Origin of the sequence: Anaerobiospirillum sp. NML120448, assembly GCF_023050945.1 — a bacterium.
Classification (GTDB): Bacteria; Pseudomonadota; Gammaproteobacteria; order Enterobacterales; family Succinivibrionaceae; genus Anaerobiospirillum.
Map to the genome: position 1 here is coordinate 20,090 of NZ_JALKIM010000024.1, position 21,917 is coordinate 42,006.

The following is a 21,917-nucleotide window of genomic DNA, read 5'->3' on the forward strand; positions in this document are numbered from 1 at the left end:
TTATCTCTGGTAAAGAGTATTCAAATGAACAAACCTAAATTGCTAGCCGTTATCCCAGCTCGTGGTGGCTCCAAGCGTATTTTGCATAAGAACATTAAAGACTTTTTAGGTAGACCACTAATTGCTTACTCCATTGAGAGTGCTCAAAAGGCAGGCATTTTTGAAGACATTATCGTATCTACTGATGACCCTGAAATTGCTAAGGTGGCTCAGGAATTAGGAGCTCAAGTTCCTTTTATGCGTGATGCTGTGCTCTCTAATGACTTTACAGGTACTGGAGCAGTAGCTTGCGATGCCTACCATAAAATGAAAGATCTAGGTCACGAGTACGATGGAACTTGTACTATTTATGCTACCGCCCCTCTTTTAACCCCTGAGCATTTGGTTAAAGCTTACGAGATGTTTGTTAAAGACCATGTCGATTACTTGTTCTCAGGTTGCGAACTACCTTTTCCTTTCCAGCGTAGCTTCTTTTTAGATGAGGCAAATAAGCCTACTCCTGTAATGCCAGAGTGCATCCCTATGCGCTCCCAGGACTTACCTAAAGCCTACCAAGATGCAGGACAATTCTACTTTAAGTCTATTGCCTACACTGAATTTGATGGCTTAAGCCCTGATGATCGCAAGCAAGTTGATGACAGTAAGTTTGTTACTCGTTTATATGAAATGCCTCGTCATCGAGTTATCGATATTGATACTCCAGAGGATTGGGAATATGCCTTAGTTTTAGCTAAAGCAGTCAATGAGCTTAAGCTAGACTAAATTAGTAAGTCTTACTTTGGTTGGAACTTAGTTATGAATAAATCTAATCTTATACAGATTGGCGTTATTTTAAGAGCAAATGAGCAAATTGGTACAGGCCATTTAATGCGCATTAAATCACTCTTACCTAAACTAAAAGAGCATGCACACCTGACCCTTTACGTTTATAACTTTGCCCCTGTCTTAAAGCCTTTATGCTCTGATTATGATGATATTGTAACTTTTGAGACTAAAGAAGATATTTTAAGCCATCTTAAAGATAAGCTTGCTCAAGGGCAGTCTATAGCTGATCTCTTTATTATTGATGATTATGCTATTGATAAAAGTTTTGAGAGCGAGCTTTATCCTTATAGCAAAATTTTTGTTATTGATGATTTGGCTAATAGAGAACATCAATGCCACATGCTCTTAGACCAAACACTCTTTACTAAAGAGCAAGAATATCAAAAACTTTGCCCTCAAGATTGTGAGTTATTACTAGGCTCACAATACTCTTTAACTAAAGAGTGTTTTTACCCTCAATATTTTGACTTTGACCATCAAAGCACTTGCTCATGTTTATGCCATCAGCTGCCCTTTAGCGCCCGCGCCATAGCGCTCGCATCCAAGGCTCAGCACAAAGATATCAAGCAAGCGCACAATCCTACATCCTTAACCTTACCTAAGGTTTTAGTTAACTTTGGTGGTGCTGACCCTGCTGGTGCTTGCTTGTTGACCTTTAAAGCCGTAGTTAGTGAGCAGCTATACCAACATTATGACTTTTACTTTTTACTAGGTGCAGCCAATAAAGACTTTGACCTTATCAATAAGTTATTGTCAGACCTACCAGCAGATACCCAAAAGCGTATTAAACTAATTAGCCATTGCAATGATGTTGCTGACCTGCTCTATCGTTTTGACCTAGCTATAGGCGCTTATGGAGGTATGTTCCGTGAGCGTATTGCAGCTGCTATTCCTACAATAGGAGTAGAGATTGCTGATAATCAAGCAGGAGCTCAGGAAATAGTAAAGCACCTGCAAATAGGACTAAGCTTAACTTTAGATGAGCTTCATAATGGTAAATGCGTTACTAAGGCTTTAACTACCCTCACCGAGCAGGCAGACACCTACACTAAAAACTGCCAAGCTATCTATGATGGCCAAGGCTTAAACCGCATTGTCGCTAAGATGCTCTCACTCTTAGCTTAATCATAAGAAGTTTTGCCTCTTTAAGAGCGCAAAACTTCCTATCTTGCCCCCCTCAAGGCTAAGTTCCAATGCTCAAGGCTAAGGCTCAAAACCCAATGCTTTTGACTTTGACCTTTCGCCTTTCACCTTAAGCCGTAAGGCTTACAGCTTACGGCTTAAGCCTTATGGATAACTAACAACACTTGGCAAGTTCCAATCAATTGGCGCTTTACCCATGGCCACTAAATATTCATTAGCTTTAGAGAAGTGACGGCAGCCAAAAAAGCCGTTATAGGCTGATAAAGGACTAGGATGTGCCGCTTCTAATACTAAGTTGTTAACTCTATCCACCATCTTACATTTAGCTTTGGCTTTAGAGCCCCACAACATATAAACCAAGTGTGAGCTATTGTTATTAATTTGCTCTATGACTTTAGTAGTAAATTCATCCCAGCCATTTTTACTATGAGATAGTGGCTTGCTATCTTGTACAGTCAAAATACTATTGAGCATTAGCACACCCTGCTCAGCCCAATGGGTTAAACAACCATGATTAGGAATCACAAAGCCAGGAATATCATTTTGTAACTCTTTATACATGTTTACTAATGATGGCGGGGTTTTAATACCTGGTTTTACAGAAAAAGCCAAACCCATAGCCTGACCAGGCTGATGATAAGGATCCTGGCCAATAATTACTACTTTTAGATTTTTAAACTCAGTCAATCTAAAAGCATTAAAAATCTCATTACGTGGTGGATAGCAAGTAATACCAGCAGCTAAATCTTGATCGTAACGAGCCATGGCATTAATAAAATAAGGCTCACTTTTTAATGGCCCAAGCAAATCATGCCAATCTTTACATACTAAAGAATCCATGCCTCTACCCCTAATCATCAAAAAAGGAACTAACTAACACTAAAAAATTCTAGCATACCCCTACCCTATCCTCCATCTAAAAAGGAACCAGCCTCCTCCTACTCAAGGCTTATGCTTAACTATCAAATAGCAAAATAATGGCTCTTTACTCTCACTCTTGATGATTTACATAGATAGGCGACTTTGGCCATAGTATTAGCTATATGCCTTTGAAGTAGTGTTTAGGAGCTAGAACCTCGATAAAGCCTTATCCATCAAGGGTTTAAGGCTTATTATTTTTTTAAACTTGTGGGGGGTCACCCATATTATTACCATAGTATTAGCTATATGCCTTTGAAGTAGTGTTTAGGAGTTGAAATCGCAATAAAGCCTTATCCATCAAGGCTTTAAGGCTTATTATTTTTTTAAACTTGTGGGGGGTCACCCATATTATTGCCATAGTATTAGCTATATGCCTTTGAAGTTGTGTTTAGGAGTTGAAATCTTGATAAAGCCTTATCCATCAAGGGTTCAAGGCTTATTTATTTTTTTAACTTGTGGGGGGCAAATTATATTATTGCAAAGCTAGTTTTATTAGCTCATGCTGATCATAAGAGAGAGTCTTGTTGTCGTTGGAGTTGGAGTTGGGTATACCCCAATTTTTTCCTCCTCTTTAGTTACTAAAGTTGCCATTAGCCATTGGCCTTTAGTCAATTGCTCATGGCCCAGGGATATTGGCTTCAAGCTATGGGCTATGGGCTATGGGCAAAGCCCATAGTCCATAGTTTGAAGCGGGGCTGGTAAGAGCGGCAATAAAAAAGCCCTCATAATGAGGGCTTAAAAACTAATTAAACTAAACAGTAAGAATTTTGAAAATTACTTAGCCTTTGGGCGCTGACGGATATGGAAAGCAAAGCCGCCAATTTCTTCCTTCATGTAGGCAGTGATTAAATTGCCCTTAGCATCAAAGAAGCGGTTCTCCTCGTCGAACTCTACACCCTTGCGCTCTAACATAGCCATTGCACGCTTGAGGTCGCAAGTATCAACACAGATGTGGCCATGAGTACCAACAAATGGAACCTTCATTACCTCAACTAAATTGCCGCTAAAGAAAGCAATTGGAGTCTCACGCTTATCGCTCTCAAAGAGCTCAGCAATACGATCAGTTACCTTAGTAGCATTGTCCGCAGTATTAGCATTAATACCTACGTGACCTACGGTGAAATCAAATACCTTGTTGTTAATTTCCTTACAGGTCTTAACAATGCCTTCCCAATCCTTTTCCTTTACCATCTTAGCAGGAGGAACAAAGCTACCGCCAACAGCAGCTACGTTAGGAAGATCTAAGTAGTCACGGAGATTATGTAAGCCAACACCACCAGTTGGAACAAACTTAATGCCGCTAAATGGAGCGGCTAAATTCTTAATAGTATTAACACCGCCATAAGCCTCAGCTGGGAAGAACTTTACGACCTTTAAGCCGTAGTTCATTGCTTCTTCAATGTCTGAAGGAACTACAGTACCTGGGCAAACTGGAACATTGTTGTTGACGCACCACTCAACAACTTTAGCATTGAAGCCTGGGGTAATAACAAACTTACCGCCATTATCTACAGTCTCTTTGGCCTGGTCTACAGTATGTACGGTACCAGAACCTACGATAATTTCAGGTACTTCTTTAGCCATGCGCTTGATGGACTCACCACCAGCAGCGGTACGGAAGGTAACCTCAGCAATAGGAATACCACCCTCTACTAAAGCACGAGCTAATGGAACAGCATCATTTGGATCATCTAGAGTTACAAGAGGAACAATACCGTACTCGCCAATACGCTCAAAAATGTCAGACATAAGAAATCCTCTGAAAACTTAAACCTGTTAACCACACAGGCAAATTTTAAAATTTGTGCCTTTAAATGAAATTGGGCTAAACACACTCATTAGCACATTCTATGTTAACTCATACAACATGCTAAATATAGCACTAAAGGCATTTTAGGCTTGTGATACTGGTAACATTATCACAAAATCAAGAAAATTTGTGTTTTTCTTACACTTTTACAAAGCAACACGCTTATGGCTATCCATAAATTGCTTTAATAACTCTGGAGTTGGTAAACCCTCATTATCACCAGCAAAAGTACACTGAATAGCACCAATAGCACAAGCACGCTCAACAGCGCTTTGTAAAGGAAGATCTTCCATAAGACCAGTAATTACGCCACAAGCAAAGCCGTCACCTGCACCTACAGTGTCAACTACCTTATCAATGATAAAGCCAGGAACGGTATACTCCTTATCACCATCACGTACTAAAGCACCATCAGGGCCTAACTTAGTAACTACCATCTTAGCGCCAAGATTCATGTAAAAATCATTAATCTTGCTTGGGTCTTCGGTGTTACATAAAATCTTACCCTCGCCACAGCCAGGTAAGACTAAGTCAGCATAAGTAGCATACTCATTAAGAGTCTTAACCATTACTTCCTGAGATGGCCATAATTGAGGACGTAAGTTAGGATCAAAGGAAATAAATAAACCCTGATCCTTAGCTTTTTTAATTAAAGCTAATACAGCGCTACGAGTATCGTCGGTTAAAGCTGGGAAAATACCTGTTAAGTGGATATGGCTGAACTTAGAGAAATCAATCTTTTCGATATCGTCTGCATTTAAAGTAGAAGCAGCAGAGCCCTTTCTAAAATAGAAAATTTCTGGATCGCCCTTGCTAACTTTGCTCTTGAGCATAAAGCCAGTAGTTTTTTCATCGCTATATAAGACGTTGTTATCATCAATCTTATTATTGCGTAAAGTACGGGCAATCAACTTACCAAAAGGATCGTTTCCTAACTTAGTAACATAAGAAACATAATGGCCTAAACGAGCTGCGCCTGTAGCAACATTAAACTCAGCACCAGCAACTGCTAAAGAATATCCAGACACACTATCTAATGAGCCTTCGCTTTGAGCGATCAACATACCCATTGGCTCGCCAACTAATAATAAGCCCTTTGCCATTTAATAACTCCTAAAATTACTTTTAATCTAAATTGCTAGCCTTCTAAAGCAATCGAGGTGCTCTTCTCTCAAAACTTTAACTTGTTAGCTTTAAGAGCTCTTACTCTTTAGAGCATAGCCCAGTCTTATTATGAGATCCTGATGAATGAATAGCACTACAGGAAATAAGCTTAAAAAGCTTAGTATAGCCGATAATTTAAGCTCTACTAACCTTATAATTTGCTCAAATAAATAGCATATTAATGCAGGTCTGGGAACTTGTAAACTAGTATGTAAGCTAAACTATACTTAGTTCACAAAATAGAAAATTATCTAAATTGCACATTATTTGCTCAAGGTGTAGCTATCTTTTCTCTCACCCCTGTCCTATTAAGAAAAACTTACTAACAATATGATATTAATAACTTAAACTAGCTAATCCATTCCTATGTTTGCAATGAGACAATAATTATCCCCAAATCACCATATTTTTCTTGTTTTTTGCTAAAATTGCCCAAGAATTACCAATTTTTTAAGGAGTTTTTTATGGCATCGTCAAATCCAGCAATGGGTGTACTTGATCGTGCTGCGTCTGGTGAGCTTAATTTTGGTGGCTTAGGTGAGGTTGCTACTTTATCTGGCGCTACTACCAAATCCATCTTATTAGTAGCTATCACTTTTGTGGTTGGTTACTTTAGCATGATGTATTGCTTTAACCAGATTTTCACAACTGGCAAGGTACCTACATTTTTACTCTATGGTTCAGTAATCGTATCTTTAATCGTTGCGGTTATTACCATTTTTAAACCACAAGCCTCACCTTTTACCGCTCCAGCTTATGCTGTTTGCGAAGGTGTAGCTTTAGGCTGTATCAGTGCTACTTTTGAGCTTAAGTACCCTGGTATTGTAGCTACTGCTGTTATCTCTACTTTCGTAGTAGTAATGAGCATGTTAGCTTTATGGAAGTTTAAGTTAATTGTTCCAACTGCTCGTTTCCGTAGCATTGTGGTAGGCGCAACTGCTGGTGTTGCTATCCTTTACCTTTTAAACTTTGTCTTCCATTTATTTGGTATTACTTTATTACCAAGCTCTGGTGCTCTTTCCATTGCTGTGTCTTTAATCGTATGTACTATTGCAGCTTTAAACTTAGTACTTGATTTTGACATGATTGAGCAATCAGTAAATGAAGGCTTACCAAAGTACTTTGAGTTCTATTGCGCCTTCTCATTATTAGTAACCATTTGCTGGTTATACATTGAGATCTTAAGATTATTATCCAAGCGTGAATAGGCCAAAAATGAGCATATTGCCTCAAATTTAGCCAAATTTGTGCTTTGATTGTTTTATTGATGTAAGTTTTTTATTATTAGAGCGATTTGGTATTTATTAACCAAATCGCTTTTTTTGTTTTTGGCCATCAAAAAAGGAGAGATCATGCGCGACTTGCTCGACTGCCGAGACGCAATTGATGATATTGACAACAAGATCATGCAATTATTACAGGCTCGCCAAGAAGTAGCCCGTGATGTAGCCATTTATAAGTTACATCATGATCAAGGTATTGTTGATAAAAGACGTGAGGCACAAAAGATTAGAACCCTCATGGACAAGGCTATTGCCAACGGCATTTCTCCTGCTATGGTTCGTGAGATCTATGAAAAGATCATGGCTCATACTGTTTCCTATGAGCAGAGCTATATTGTCGATAAAATTAATGGCAAAGAATTTAAGCGCTCAACATCAGTTGCTTATTTGGGAACCAAAGGAACTTACTCTCACTTAGCCACCCATCGTTATTTTGAGCACTATGAAGATCGTCTAAGTGAAACTTCATGCAGTTCTTTTGACGAAATTGTTGCTTGTGTTGAGGACGGCACCTGTGAGTATGGCGTTTTGCCTATTGAAAACTCTAATTCAGGCTCCATTAATGAAGCAGTAGATACCATGCAAAGCATGGATGCCTCAATAGTTGGTGAAATTTTCTACCCTATTGATCACTCTATCTTATCTACCATGCCTGCTCCTAATGCTGAAAATGAGTCTATTGATTTTAGTAAGATTAAGACCATTTACTCTCACCCTCAGCCAGTAGCCCAGTGCTCTAAGTTTATTAAAGAGTTCTTAGGCCATGCTCAGATTATCTATACCAACTCCTCATCTGAGGCTATGGATATAGTAACCAAGTTAAAAGACGATAGTGCTATTGCCCTAGGCTCTAAGCATGCTGCTCGTTACTATGACTTACACTCCTTAGTCAGTGATATTGCCAATAATAAAAACAACTTCACTCGTTTTATTGTTTTATCCAAGATCCCTGTTGATATTCCTAAGACTATGTCTGCTAAGACCTCTATTCTCTTTAGCACCAAGAAATATACTCCAGGCTCTTTAATCGCTGTACTAAATGAATTTAGTCAAAGCAAAATTAATGTTACCAAGCTCTACTCACGTCCTTTAGAGGCCAAGAATCGTGATGCCTGGGAAGAAATTTTCTTTGCTGATGTCGAGGCCAACCTCAATGACCCTCTCATGCAAGATATTCTCCTGCGCATTAAAGAGCACACCACCAACCTTAAGATCTTAGGCTGCTATCTCTCCCAAGAGCACAACTTGTAGCCCTAGTACCAAGCATCCACCCATACACTACCCAACCTCATGGCAATTACCTAACAGTCAATAGCCATGAGGCCCTACCAACCAAGCTACTAAGCTAGTTTTCCCCTAGCTTAGTAGCTTAGTAGCTTAGTAATCTAGTTTAGCCGCACTTACCCGAGAGCGATCACTTGCGCTAAAAGTAATGCGCCTTAAACCCCACTAAGTAAGGCCAAGCCTCCCTTCTTTAAGCCAAAATAAGGCATACCTTGCCATACCTTGCCCTACTCTGCCCTCTCTTGTTTACAAACAACCCACCAAAGTGAGATCTGACTTTAACCTGTGTCTTTGTTTTAGCTATACCATCCCTGCATGAGCCTGTAGCGGAGGCTAAGGCTGAACTGAGACTAATAGCCTGAGCACTAGTAGCCAGCACCAGAGCCAGAGCGATAGCGCTAGCGCCAGTCCATTCGAGCTAAGACTGAGCTGGTGCTGAGCCATTGGGGCACTTTAAGGGCTTATAAAGATTAGTGCACGGTGTGGATGCTTGCAGGGAGTACTGCTTTTTTTGTGCTTAAGGCTGGATAACTTTTTGACTAAAAGTTTGAGCTGACATTGACTGGGACGAATCTAATTTAGCCAATGGGAAATTGTCGGTTAAAGTCTTTTCAATACTAAAAGCTGATATTTATCTTGTTTAGTGGCTGGCCTTGGGTTAGGTTTATGCTTAGAGTTTTTTGGAGTTAGCTATAAAAATTATATTAAATGTCTTGTGTTTGGTTGTGTTTGGTGATAAATATAATAATTATTATACGTTTATTTAATGCTATAGCTTATTTCTCATAAGTCTACTGGCAGGGAGGTCAATATGGATTACCAAGACAATAAAGAATCTACTTTCTTAGCCTGGATTGTAAGAATGTCTTTAATTAAGCGTTGGGCTTTAATGTATAGTTTTCGTGAGGAAAACGTCTCTGAACATAGCCATCAAACAGCAGTTATTGCTCATATGCTATGCATCATTAAGAATCGCCTCTTTAATGGCCATGTTGATGCTAACCAAGCAGCAGTCTTGGCTTTGTACCATGAGGTCTCAGAAAGTAAACTTCAAGACCTTAACAGTAAGACCAAGTATCTTGATCCTGAGTTTACCCGCCAATATAAGTTAATTGAGCATCAGGCTGAAGTAGAATGCCTCAACACTTTACCTAAAGAACTGCAAGCTGATTTTGAGCACTTAGTAATACAGGATAATACCGATCCTGAGCTTAAAGATTTGGTTAAAGCTGCTGACTGTATTTCTGCCTATATCAAAGCTAATGATGAGTTACGCTTTTCTAATCAGGAGTTTACTCATGTCAAAGAAGGGCTAGATATCGTGTTAGATAAGTATTGTGAACGGCTACCAGAGGTTAAGTACTTTATGGAGGTATTTGTACCTTTATGCTGGACACCAGCAGACAAGCTGGCAGGCATTGACCGTGAGAACCATCAAGCCCACCAGTCTCAGCAGGGCCAGCATAGTAAGTAGAGCCAGCTGGGCGGCTCGCTAGGCCAGCAAGGAAAGCTGGGCCAGAAGTGTGACCAAAGCGAGCAAGCAAGCAGTGATTAAGAGTTAACTTTGGTTGGCCCGATCATCTGGTGATGGGCAAGAAAAAAGCTCCTATTTTAGGAGCTTTTTCTTAGCTGTTAGCTAAGGTTACGCAAGTAATCATGAGCTGTTAAGTAAGTGTATAACTTCTTTAAAACGCTACAAGCACGCTTAGCATCTTCATCTACAATGGCGCTAATTAACTTGGTATGCAAGGTTAAAATAACCTGAGATGAAATAGTTGGCTGTAAGGCAGCAACCGAGGTTTGTAGTCTAGAAATAGCCTCTACTACTGAGTTTCTTACAAACTCATTCACAATAGAATTGAAAATCACAATATGAAATTCAAAACAAGATTGTAAGAAAGCAGCTTGATCGGTATAAGCTAAAGATCTTTGAGCCTCAACAGCATGATTAAGCTGACGCTCTAATCCTTTAAAACACTTATTAAACTTTTTAATCTCTAAGAAAATAGCTGTTGGTGCCACAATCTTTAAAAATTCTAAAATCTGCACAATCTCTTTTTTGACTGCCATATTCTTGCCAGTCTCTTCAAAGATAGCCTCATCATGGAGTGCAGAAATAACAAAAGTACCAATACCTTGTTTAGCCTTAAGCACATTCAAGGCTGCTAACTGCATAATAGCACTACGTAAAGAAGTACGTGAAACGTTAAGTCTAGTACGCAGCTGGTTTTCAGAAGGTATTTTACTACCTACTGGCCACTTGCCAGAACTTATCATGCGTCTCATGTAAGTAACTATTTCACTCGTTACTGCATCTTGTCGCAAGGATTCTGACATAAGCCCCCCGTTAATCAACATTCAAAGAAAATAACCTACCAACTAAGAACCTGCGCTCCTTATATTTGGCTCATCAGCCAAGCAAGCTCTCAATTAAATAATATGTAATTGGCACAACCAATTTTTTTAGCAAAAGCAACATTATAGCTATCTTTTGCCTAAACTTTAATAAAGGCCCAGCACAGCCCTTAAAACAGTCATTGGTAATCCATTTATCAGCAATTATTTACAGTCCTATCATACCTAGAGGCTTTAACTATCGTAAGCCATTCTATACCAAGGCATAATAGGACTTGATAAGTAAATGGCGTAAGGTTATGCAAAGAGGCAATGCCATCATCTGAATAAATCAAAGTAATAGGCTTAACCTCTGCCATATAGTAAAGAACAGACTCTGTTGTAATTGGGTTTTCAGGAATATTTTTCGCACGAGAAGGCACTTTAAATTGAGGATCTATAGCTGCCTCTTGCCTTAACTTAAACTGGATATAGGCATAGGCAAGAACGCAAATATTGATGAGCCATAAAAGACCACAAATTCGCTCAGGCTTCTTTAGATATATAGCATTAACAAACAGGGTTTTACTTTTAGTAAGTCTCCATGTTTGTTCAATCAAATTGTTGTGGCGATACATTTCAAAAAGCTCAGCCATTGTCCAGTTGCGAGAGACATCAGTAGTGGTAATGACAAACTTACATTCACTCTCGATAGTGGCTGATACAATATCATTATCAATCTCTACATGTAGAGGAAAAAAGAACATATCCTTAGTAACGATCTTCTCTTGATACTTAGAAAGATCTTTGCATGGTCTACCCTTAGGCTTTACAGTATATGGAGCATTAACTATCTCATCAGTATAGCCTTCATTAATCTCAAGCTTGGTGAACTTTAAACTCTTCTTCACCTTTTCTAAGTGTTTAATTGCATCAGGTAAACAGTTAAAGTTACGAGATAGCATATCGGTAACTTTCTTCTGTTCCTTTCTTGCCTTCTTTAGAATAGTCCTTTCTTTTTGATGCTTTAAAGATGGATTGTAAACAAGTAATCCAAGCTGTGGATAGACAAAAGTTTGATCTTCTTCTTGATACTCCAATGGTGGCAGATTGTGCAAGAAACGACCAGAAGGTATTTCCTTTTTAACAGTACCAATACCAGAAATACCATTATTCCACTCTTCCTCAGAGTAGATTGGAGTTAATGGCTCTGCTTGAGTTAAAGCAGTTTTAGCGGCATTGTATGAATCTGGTATTCTAGTAATCAAATCCATGTCATTGCTCTTTGCAACATGAGCCATTTTCGGACTATAACCAGCACTATCGGACACAACATATCTAAGCTGATTATTAAGATTTTGTTGGAGATTAGCAAGTGCCTCACGAGCAAACTCAGGAAAATGAGCATAATCGCTTGTGTTTCCATCCTTAAGCTCAAATCTCAATGGAATGTTACATTCCTGAGCAGTTAATCCATAAGTCATAACTTGAGCTAGCTGACGGCCATCTTTAGATTTGCCGTACATAGGCACAGCAATCTTTACACGTACTTGCTCCTCATCGTCCTTAACTTCATCTAAAGGTGAAGTTTGCTTATTACCAATCTCGGATTCACTTGCAGCATTATCAATATTGCTAACATCAAGTGAATTAATGTTTTTGGTACTACTCTCATCTTCAGACTGCTGTTTACTATGATCTGATGGATATGCTTCATGGTACATACCTCTAGCTGTTGAATCGAGATGAACAGTTGAAACAGGGACACCAAGATCTTTCATAACAGACATTGCAAGATCGTTATATACCTCTGGACCTTTTTGGCCTAGAGCCTCTAAGGATAATGCAAAGTTCTGCCTGTTAATGCCATCAGTATCAATCTGATCTACATTGTCAAAGATAGCCTCTAAGGGTACTGAACCAACGCATTCATCTACCTTGATTAATGATTTATAACTACCAGAAAAGATGGAAGATGACATATAACCAAGCAAATGACCATGACCAACCTTATGATGGTTACCGCCCTTTTCCATATGTTTATCAAATAATTCAACAAGTTCAAATTTTTTAATAAATCCCGAAAACAAAGGAAATCCGCCAATATGCTCTGCTTCTTTAGAGCATCTTGATGCATTTAAATTGATAATAGCTTCTAGCTCATTTGACAGATTGTTTTGCTCACATGAATTAGTGTTATCAAGGGACATAAATTTAAACTCGGATTAAGGTTAATTTTTAAGTAAAGAGTTGCATCATACTTTAAAATGGATCCTATGCAACATTACTGCAGTAAGCTAATATTAATCGAATTTTTAAATAATAAGCAAAAAATGGATTATCAATGACTGTTAAAAAGTTAAAACAACAATATATTAAATCTAACTTACTAAACTTAGTTAGGTAAGAGTATCCCTATTAATTTGTGAGCTTTTCATCATAAAGAAAAGTGTTTTAAGGGATAAATATTCTAGTAGCCTTTATTATCGCTAAAAATTTGCTTTCTCATCGACAATTAACTAATTTTCGCAATAAGCTTAGTAAGATTGCACATTTATGCGCCATATATTAATCATATCAACACATTTTTGTTAAACAATGAAGTACTGTAGCCAAAAGTGCGTTCTTAAGCGTCCAAGACAACAAAGTGTGATCGACCTCATAATTAGCGTTTGAGCCCTGTTTTTCATGATATAATTACCTATTGTTTTGGTTTTCCAAGCAACCCCCAGTCTTAGCCCAGCTCAACTAACAAATCTCAAGGCTTACAACCTAGTCATTTGCATCATGCGTTCACTAAAGCCCATTTTCTTTAGTTCATCAATAGCTATTAACTAGAGCTAGGTTAACAATTTTTGTTTTTAATAAGAATGCCCCTTAGTGCGTTCTTCTTTTTGTTTTAGTCAGGATTTTACGATTTACTATGCCATTTGATGCCAGTACTTCTAAGCGTGTAAAGCGCTCTTCATTTAGCGACAAGTCACGCGCCGCAAACTTTAACAAGTCTGAACGCCCAGCCAAAGGCCCTTTTAAAGGCGCTAAAGGCTCTAAAGCAGAGCCACGCAGCCGTGGGGTATTTCGTGACGGTCAGAAAGTTGGTAATGAAAGCCATCATGGTTTTGTTGATCATGACCAATCACATAGCAACGATCACTCTCGTGATATGAATCGCTCTCGTGACCAAGAGCGTAACTCTCGCTTTTCTAAGCGTCGTGAGGGCCATAGCTCTGAGAGCAATGGTGCTCGTAATATGCGTGCAGGCATGCCTAAGCGTAAGGAAATTGTGCCAGAAAAGCCAAGAAATCAACCTGGCTTTACCACTTTCCAATTGCGTCTAGTACAAAGCATCTTGACCTCTACCTTAGTGGACAAGAAGCCTTTGGATAAGTCTTATGCTCTTTGGTTTAGCAAGGTTAAGATCCCTGCTGTAGAGCAAGGCTTTATCATTCGCCACATCAACGCTATGTTCCGCCGCTTATCCTATTTTGCTCACGTAGCAGGATTAAAGCGTCCATCTGACTTTGAGCGTCATGTTAATCGCTTGATTCTTTCTTATTATGCCAATGAGCAATGGCCTCTACCTGAGCTCAATGCCGAGGGCTTTGACCGTACTGGTCTTAAAAAGCGTATTGCTGCTGCCCAAGAGCATCCTCTACTAAATGAAGGCTGCCCTTACTGGTTAGAAGAGTTGTGCTCTCGTGAGCTCAAAGAGCAATGGCCTGCTGAGCGTAAGGCTTTAGGTGAGGCAGCACCTCGATTTATTCGTGTTAACACCTTAAAGACCAACCGTGATGACTTGGCTAGCACCTTGTCTCAAGAGGGTGTTGTTACTAAGGCTGTTAAGGGCGTGAATACTGCTTTAGAGGTGACCTCTAATGCCGCTTTATTTCGTACTGTTGCTTTTAAGGATGGTTTATTTGAGCAGCAGGACGCTGGCTCACAATTGATTGCCCCATTCTTACAAGTAGAACCAGGTATGCGTGTAGTTGATGCTTGCGCTGGCTCTGGTGGTAAGACCTTACACTTAGCTGCTTTAATGCAAGGTAAAGGCACCTTAATTGCTATGGATATTGAGGCATGGAAGCTTGAGGATCTTAAGAAGAGAGCTAAAAGAGCTGGTGCTTTTAATATCGACACTCGTGCCATTGATTCTACCAAGGTCGTTAAGCGTCTCTATGGTGAGGCAGACCGTGTCTTAATCGATGCTCCTTGCTCTGGTTTAGGCGTACTACGCCGTACTGCTGACTCTAAGTGGTCTGATATGCAGCAAAGATTGGTCGAGTTAAAGCAAATTCAAGCTGATATCCTTGAGCGCTATAGCAAGATGGCTAAGGTTGGCGGTAAGGTGGTTTACTCAACTTGTTCTATCTTACCTAGTGAAAACCAAGAGCAGGTTAAAGCCTTCTTACAAAAGCATGGTGATTGCTTTGAGTTAGAAGAGGAGCAATCCATTATGCCATCTTCTGGTTTTGATGGCTTCTATATGGCTCGCCTCAAGCGCATTGCTTAAATAGGAAAAAATACCCAAAGATTATTCTTTGGGTATTTTTTTATGCTGATTATAAATCAGGATCTTCTCCAGAGAATCCCACCTTAGTGGTATCTAAAGAGTAAAGAGTGAGCATATCTTCGTTACTGATTGAAAAATCAAAGATATCTAAATTAGCGCTCATACGATCCATAGAAGCAGACTTAGGAATAGGAATAACTCCTAATTGACGAGCAAAGCGTAAGCAAATTTGCGCAGGGGTACGCTGATACTTTTTCGCCAAGTCATTAACTACATTGTTACTTAGCACAGTACCACGACCAAAAGGACTCCAGCCTTCAACTACTATATTGTTATCTTGGCAGAACTTAATGAGCTTGCGCTGTGAGTAGCCAGGGTGAATTTCAATTTGGTTTACCATTGGCTGTACTTGAGTCTCCATCAGAGCACCTAAATGCAACTCTTTAAAATTAGAAACACCAATAGTACGAATATATCCGTCTTGATAGAGCTTGATCATGGCTTGCCAAGTTTCTAAATTCAAGCGCTCCCAATTAGGATGCTTATAAGGACTAGCTGGCCAGTGAATTAAATAAAGATCTAAGTACTCTAAATTTAACTCACGCAGTGACTTCATAAAGGCATCAATAGTTTTTTGATAACCCAAACTATCAATCCACACCTTAGAAGTAATAAAGAGCTCTTCTCTTGGAACTCCTGATTGAGCTAAAGCCTGACCTACACTGATCTCATTGCCATAAAAGGCTGCACCATCGATTAAACGATAACCACTTTGTAGGGCACACTTAACTGCCTCTACAGTATCAGTACCAGGAGTTAATGCCCAGGTACCAAAACCAATAGCAGGAATATTATGACCAGAGGAAAGCTTAAAACCAGCCTTACAAATTTCTAAAGCTTTTGCTTTAGCCTCGGCTCTTATTTCAATAGTCATCCTTACAAAATCCTTAAATTCTTAGCAATAGCTAAACCTTATTCTGCAAGATTATATCTAGGATGGCCCAATAGAGATCACTACGATCAAAGAGCAAATCTTTAAAATCTAAGCGCTCTATTAATGCGCTTTATGCTGAAAAACCACACTATAGCCTGAAAAGAGGCTATTTAAATCTTACGCCACAATGACTAGTACTATTTTGCCTAAAAGCTTATTAAGCACCAAAACTAAACTTAGTACTTTCAATACAACTCTTGGCAAGAGAGCACCAGCTCTTTAATTATGAACTGAGAACTACAAGTTAATTGTAAGAATATGACAAGCACAACGTTTGCGCAATATAGTTTTTCAAAGCTGTGCGCTATGACTGATTTTTTCTGCAAAAAATGTTGTAAAGAGACCTCAAATGATATGTTTAATAAATTACCAGCGCCCGCCCCTTAATAATTACCAACTAAAACTAATTAAACAAATACTTTCTTAGATTAACCATGGGGTAAATTTTTTTGACCTGACCTTAGCACAACTAACCCAAAATTAGCGATAATGAGCACTGATGTGAGCGCCAGTATAGTTGCTAACGATTGCAACTAGCTTGGCTGTGTTTAATCGACTGGCAAATTACACAAGATTTACCAGTGGATACTAATTAATTCCTAAGCTCTGATTGTATTTTTGTTTTGCTTTGATAGCTGTTTTGCGATTGTAGTGAATACAAGCGCCTTGATCTGCGCCTGCTATTAACAGCTCAAGACCTTTTTATGTCTCGAGGTTTTTATGCAAACTCTTGGTGCCAATAAGAGAGGCAATACTGCAACCTATATTGCTATGTGTCTTTTAGTGTCGGCTGCAAGTTCTCTTTTTAACCCTGTTTTATCTCTCTTTTTTAATACCAAATTAAATTTCAGTCCTCTGCAAATTTCCATTTTCTTTATCTTGCTACCTATTGCCACTATTGTCATTGTGCAAACCGTAGCTAAGTTTTCTGATATGGGCTTGCAGCGACCTTCTATTATTTGTATTTCTGCTATCTTTGGTATTTTAAGCTCTATTATTCTCTATTCTTACCCAAGCTATATAGTACTTTGTACTATTGGCTTAATTTGCTTAGGCTCTTATCCTGTATCTTTCCCACAGATCTTTGCCTCAGCTCGAGAGTACTCAGTTAAATACATGGGTGGCTCTATTATGTTTGCCACCTTCTTAAGATCTCTTGCCTCCCTCTCTTGGGTAGTAGGCCCTCCAATGGCTTATGCTCTTGCTATTGGTGTTAATTTTGAGACCTTATTTATTGTTACTGCCGCTATGTTTGCTCTAGTGTGCATTGTCTCATTTTTCTTTTTGCCAAATGTTTTAGATAAGAGTATTACCAATAAGGATAACCATATCCAATGGTGGAAAGATCGCTCAGTAATGATGCTGTGCTTTTCGAATGCCTTCTTATTTACTGCCTTTTCCGCTTATATCACTACCATGCCTTTATACGTATCCCAAGAGCTTCATATGAGTGAGAGCTTGCCAGGATACATTTTAGGTTTAGCTGCTTTTATTGAAATTCCTCTAATGTTTTTAGCTGCTCGTATGTCTAAGGCTATTGGCCTAAAACCAGTAGTTATTATTGGCGCTATTGGCATGCCTGTGTTCTTAATTGCTTTTCTTTATTCCTCTACTGCTGGTCAAATGCTCGCTAGCACATTCTTTGCAGCTTTATTTATTGCCTTTGTTGCCTCTATGGGTATGGTGTTCTTCCAAGAGCTACTACCAAGCATTCCAGGACAAGCAACCTCACTTTATATTAATTCCTCCACAGCAGGACAAATTGCTGGTGGTGGTCTGATTTCCTTAGCAGAAAGTGGCTCTTATGTCATCATTTATCAAGTAGGATTAGTAATTTCCGCCATTGGCGTGATTTTCTTATTCTTTGTTAAAAAGCCACCTCGCGTTAAATAGCAAAATACTAAGGGCTATAACAAGGGCTCATAAAATGAGCCAATACAAAGGGCTATTATCAACAAGATAATAGCCCTTTGTACTTTGTAAGAGTTGCTTGTAGTAAAGCTTAGATCCCTAATCCCACCAGAAATACCATACTGTAGATTTGGTTAGAGCCTGAGCGTGAGATGAGATAGTAATACCATCACTCTCTTCAATTAAAGATGGACAAAATGCATATTGTTTAATAGCTAAGTCCTTAGCTTCACTTTCATCTACTGGACTCTCAAGCTGATACTCTAAAGAATCACCACTTACTACCGCAGGCACAGCTCCATATTTCTCTTCCCATAAGCGAGAAATAGCAATCAGAGCTTCATTACTTGGACAAGCATTCCAGCCGCCCATTGGTAAGTAGGCAAAAATCTCATAGGCATGCTCAACAGGAATCTTAGCCAAGATTAAGTGATGGGTCATATTGGTTTCATAGTCCCACCAAGTAAAGAGACGATCATGAGGCTCAACTGTACCACCTTGCTCGTTAATCATATCCTCAAAAACTCCAGGATCAGCTAAGACCTCTTGAGTAATATTGATTAAATCGCCCAAAGCTGTAGCACCATGAGAGCTATCAATCTCAATCATAGCCTTGCGATATTCATCGACACAGTCGCTATCAAAGTCATAGAACTCCCCTTCATTGCTCTCATCAGAGTTCATGACTAGAGTCTCTAGCAAAGTTTCAGAAGGGATAACAAAAACTGGAATAAAACCACCCAGATCCTTGCTCTCTTGCCATGCTTTTTGATAAGCCTCTACTAAAGGCTGATCATCAATCATAGGAGCAAAATAGGTACATGGGCAATTCAGAAAGTTTACTACTGAGCTTACTATAGCTGTGGTTGGTTCTGACATGTTTTCCCTCCTCATCTAAGACTGGGCTCTAAAATAAAAAATTACACTATTTAATCATATTAAATTTGAGCATAAAAAAGATGTGGCTAAAGTAGTAGATTGACTACAAATGGCATCACAATCAATACTTTTGCCTATTTTTTGCGAACAATCTCGCATTAAATTTTTACCAAAGAAAAAGCCCTATCTAAGCACACTTAGATAGAGCTCTATTTTTTCTTCAATTGCCGCCAGTCCCAGCACAGCGCCACTGCGCTGCGCCACTGCACTGTGCCACTGCACTATTGCGCTGTGCCTTCTGCGCATCTGGGAACTGACAGCACAGCTATGCCCCCAAAGCACTGCAGTGTGGTGGCTTCTTATCCTGCCACTCTTAAGACCAGCTAGGTCTAGGCTCTGCTAAAACTTAGTTGACCTAAGTCTTATGGCATACTGGCGCAATCGCTAAAATAGCTTAAAAGCCTCTACGGGAGCTGCCTAAACGTGGACGTGGGCGTGAGGATGAAGCACCACGGCGCTTAGGAGAGCGGGAATCAAAGCTTGGACGTGAATTAAAGCGCTCACGAGAGGAGCCACGGTAATTAACGCTATTACCATTAATATCACCCTTTTCATGGCGATACTCGCCCTCATCAGCAAAGCTATAATCTTCACGATGTGAAAAACGCTCACGACGGCGCTCGGCACGATTGCCACCACGCTCGCCACGCTCACCACGCTCAGAGCGGAATGAGGAGCGCTCACCCTTATCAGAGCGGTCAAATCTATCAGAACGCTCACGCCGTGATGGTGGGTCTTGAGTATAAACACGTAAATCTAAAGAACGGCCACAGACACGAGCACGGGCTAAAATTTCCATAGTTTCACCTGGCATACCATCAGGTAAGTCCACAGTAGAGAAACTATCATAAATAGAAATTTCACCAATATACTTGCTGTCTAAATTAGCCTCATTAGCAATAGCGCCTACAATCTGACCAGGCTTTACACTGTCACGACGGCCTACGGCTAAGCGATAGCGAATCATAGAGATATCAGGGAAATCTCTTAAAGGCACAGCCTCGGCAGATGGGCCGCCATGACGACGCTCGGAACGCTCCTTGTCGTCAAAAGTACGCATTTTTGGCTCTGGCTCAGACTCATCTAACAGTAAGGAACCATCTTTTTGAGCCATCTTAGCTAAAGCAGCAGCTAATACTTCAACTTCAATAGTATCGTCAGAAAGAATATCTGAGATAACCTCTAAATAGTCATCTAAGCCACCAGCTTCAATGGTTTCCATAATTTGATTACGGAAGTTTTCTAAACGGCGCTTATTAACATCAGCTACGGTTGGCATGCGCATTGGTTCAATACGCTGACGGGTAACACGCTCAATTTGGCGTAAAGCACGGCGCTCACGAGGGGAGACAAATAAAATAGCCTCACCAGTGCGACCAGCACGGCCAGTACGACCAATACGGTGTACGTAAGACTCAGCATCATATGGAATATCGTAATTGAATACGTGAGTAATACGATCTACGTCTAAACCACGGGCAGCTACGTCAGTTGCGATAATAATATCTAAGGAGCCATTCTTTAAGCGCTCAATAATTTTCTCACGCTGACGCTGTGGAATATCACCATGTAAGGCAGCACAGGCTAAACCACGACCAGCTAACTTGTTAGCAACGTCTTCGGCATCGGTCTTAGTGCGCACAAACACTAATACGGCCTCATAAGACTCTACCTCAAGCATACGAGTCATAGCATCAATCTTATGCACACCAGATACTACCCAATAACGTTGGCGCACTGTGGTAGCAGTAGTAGTGTGAGACTCAATACGTACCTCTTGTGGATTTACTAAGTGAGCCTTGGCAATACGCTTAATGACAGGAGGCATAGTAGCGGAGAATAAGGCAGTCTGATGGCCAGATGGAACTTGATCTAAGATCCAATCTACATCATCAATAAAGCCCATACGCAACATTTCGTCGGCCTCATCAATAACAATATGCTCTACCTCAGAAAAATCTAAACGGCCTTTTTCAATTAAATCAATTAAACGGCCAGGGGTAGCAACAACAACTTGAGCGCCATGACGTAAGCTACGAATTTGGCTCTCATAAGAAGCACCACCATAAATAGGAGCTACTCTAAAGTTATCAATGTACTTAGCAAAACGAGAGAATGACTCTGCAACTTGAATAGCAAGCTCACGAGTAGGCTCTAACACTAAAGCAAAAATATTCTTTTGGCGCTTTGGTAGTTTAGATAAGATAGGCAAAGCAAAGGCAGCAGTCTTACCAGTTCCAGTTTGAGCCTGACCAATCATGTCATGGCCTTCTAAGAAGGTAGGAATAGAGCGCAACTGAATAGGAGTTGGCTGCTCAAAGCCCTCATGCTTAATGGCCTTTAATACAGCATCACTTAAGCCTAAGCTATCAAAGGTAACTAAAGGCTCCTCATCTAAGTCATCGCCATCCACTAAAAGCTCGGACTCACACTCACCCTCGCTCTCGCTCTCGCTCTCACATGAGCCTTCGCTCTGACACTCGCACTCAGACTCGCTGTCACACTCAGACTCGCTGTCGCTCTCAGCACTATCATTGGAATCAGCGCTAGCTTCTTGATTTAAGTTCCATGGGGAGCTTTCATTATTAGCTTGCTCACATGGGAAATCTTGATCTAAAGACTCGTCATCATCACCTTGTAATAAGAGGCTTTCTTGGGCACCTGTACTTTGAGCAACTGAGGCAGCATAGCAATTATTGGCCTGTACTTGCTTGGCATCATTAGCCAACAAATCTTGCTCTTGATTCAATTCAGACATTATTTTTCAACCGTAAAAATAGACTAATAAGCTTGATAGCT

General features: G+C 39.9%; 15 protein-coding genes. 7 read left to right on the forward strand and 8 right to left on the reverse strand.

What is annotated here, in order from left to right:
- The first annotated feature begins 24 nt into the window (after positions 1-24).
- Both pseF and MXE38_RS05975 read left to right on the forward strand, forming a co-directional pair.
- A complete protein-coding gene (pseF, locus tag MXE38_RS05970) occupies positions 25-762 on the forward strand; it encodes a pseudaminic acid cytidylyltransferase (RefSeq protein ID WP_246913162.1) in 738 nt (245 codons plus the stop codon).
- 33 nt (positions 763-795) lie between these two features.
- Positions 796-1,950 (forward strand): hypothetical protein, encoded by a 1,155-nt coding sequence (locus MXE38_RS05975; protein WP_246913166.1) that lies wholly within the window; start codon positions 796-798, stop codon positions 1,948-1,950.
- 162 nt (positions 1,951-2,112) lie between these two features.
- Here MXE38_RS05975 and ung read toward each other — a convergent pair whose 3' ends face one another.
- From ung to MXE38_RS05990, 3 genes are all read right to left on the reverse strand, one after another.
- Positions 2,113-2,808, reverse strand: a complete 696-nt coding sequence (ung, locus tag MXE38_RS05980) for a uracil-DNA glycosylase (RefSeq protein ID WP_246913167.1) — start codon at positions 2,806-2,808, stop codon at positions 2,113-2,115.
- Positions 2,809-3,663: 855 nt separating this feature from the next.
- A complete protein-coding gene (eda, locus tag MXE38_RS05985) occupies positions 3,664-4,638 on the reverse strand; it encodes a bifunctional 4-hydroxy-2-oxoglutarate aldolase/2-dehydro-3-deoxy-phosphogluconate aldolase (RefSeq protein WP_246913169.1) in 975 nt (324 codons plus the stop codon).
- 207 nt (positions 4,639-4,845) lie between these two features.
- Positions 4,846-5,802, reverse strand: coding sequence for a sugar kinase (locus MXE38_RS05990; RefSeq protein WP_246913171.1), 957 nt, complete (start codon positions 5,800-5,802; stop codon positions 4,846-4,848).
- Positions 5,803-6,327: 525 nt separating this feature from the next.
- Between MXE38_RS05990 and MXE38_RS05995 the strand changes: the two genes are divergently transcribed.
- The 3 genes from MXE38_RS05995 (at position 6,328) to yfbR (ending at position 9,904) form a co-directional block, all read left to right on the forward strand.
- Positions 6,328-7,071 (forward strand): Bax inhibitor-1/YccA family protein, encoded by a 744-nt coding sequence (locus MXE38_RS05995; protein WP_246913173.1) that lies wholly within the window; start codon positions 6,328-6,330, stop codon positions 7,069-7,071.
- A 144-nt stretch (positions 7,072-7,215) separates the two neighbouring features.
- On the forward strand, positions 7,216-8,397 hold the full coding sequence (gene pheA / locus MXE38_RS06000) for a prephenate dehydratase (protein ID WP_246913175.1): 1,182 nt from the start codon (positions 7,216-7,218) through the stop codon (positions 8,395-8,397).
- 844 nt (positions 8,398-9,241) lie between these two features.
- Positions 9,242-9,904, forward strand: coding sequence for a 5'-deoxynucleotidase (gene yfbR / locus MXE38_RS06005; protein ID WP_246913177.1), 663 nt, complete (start codon positions 9,242-9,244; stop codon positions 9,902-9,904).
- Between the two features lie 158 nt (positions 9,905-10,062).
- Here the strand turns inward: yfbR and MXE38_RS06010 are convergent, their stop codons facing one another.
- Both MXE38_RS06010 and MXE38_RS06015 read right to left on the reverse strand, forming a co-directional pair.
- A complete protein-coding gene (locus tag MXE38_RS06010; protein ID WP_348647361.1) occupies positions 10,063-10,788 on the reverse strand; it encodes a GntR family transcriptional regulator in 726 nt (241 codons plus the stop codon).
- Positions 10,789-10,982: 194 nt separating this feature from the next.
- Positions 10,983-12,974 carry a DUF4277 domain-containing protein gene (locus MXE38_RS06015; protein ID WP_246913180.1) on the reverse strand — a complete coding sequence of 664 codons (1,992 nt, stop codon included), beginning with the start codon at positions 12,972-12,974 and terminating at the stop codon, positions 10,983-10,985.
- Positions 12,975-13,687: 713 nt separating this feature from the next.
- Between MXE38_RS06015 and MXE38_RS06020 the strand changes: the two genes are divergently transcribed.
- Complete coding sequence (locus MXE38_RS06020) at positions 13,688-15,274, forward strand: methyltransferase domain-containing protein (protein WP_246913181.1); 1,587 nt, start codon at positions 13,688-13,690, stop codon at positions 15,272-15,274.
- Positions 15,275-15,323: 49 nt separating this feature from the next.
- Here the strand turns inward: MXE38_RS06020 and MXE38_RS06025 are convergent, their stop codons facing one another.
- A complete protein-coding gene (locus MXE38_RS06025) occupies positions 15,324-16,208 on the reverse strand; it encodes an aldo/keto reductase (protein WP_246913182.1) in 885 nt (294 codons plus the stop codon).
- A gap of 780 nt (positions 16,209-16,988) precedes the next feature.
- Between MXE38_RS06025 and MXE38_RS06030 the strand changes: the two genes are divergently transcribed.
- Positions 16,989-18,161 (forward strand): MFS transporter, encoded by a 1,173-nt coding sequence (locus MXE38_RS06030; protein WP_246913183.1) that lies wholly within the window; start codon positions 16,989-16,991, stop codon positions 18,159-18,161.
- Between the two features lie 117 nt (positions 18,162-18,278).
- On the opposite strand, the gene MXE38_RS06035 is transcribed toward MXE38_RS06030, so the two are convergent.
- Together MXE38_RS06035 and MXE38_RS06040 are read right to left on the reverse strand one after the other, a co-directional pair.
- Positions 18,279-19,058 carry a DUF4253 domain-containing protein gene (locus tag MXE38_RS06035; RefSeq protein WP_246913186.1) on the reverse strand — a complete coding sequence of 260 codons (780 nt, stop codon included), beginning with the start codon at positions 19,056-19,058 and terminating at the stop codon, positions 18,279-18,281.
- A gap of 454 nt (positions 19,059-19,512) precedes the next feature.
- Positions 19,513-21,876: a DEAD/DEAH box helicase gene (locus MXE38_RS06040; protein WP_281503156.1), complete on the reverse strand. Its 2,364-nt coding sequence runs from the start codon at positions 21,874-21,876 to the stop codon at positions 19,513-19,515.
- Between the last annotated feature and the right edge of the window lie 41 nt (positions 21,877-21,917).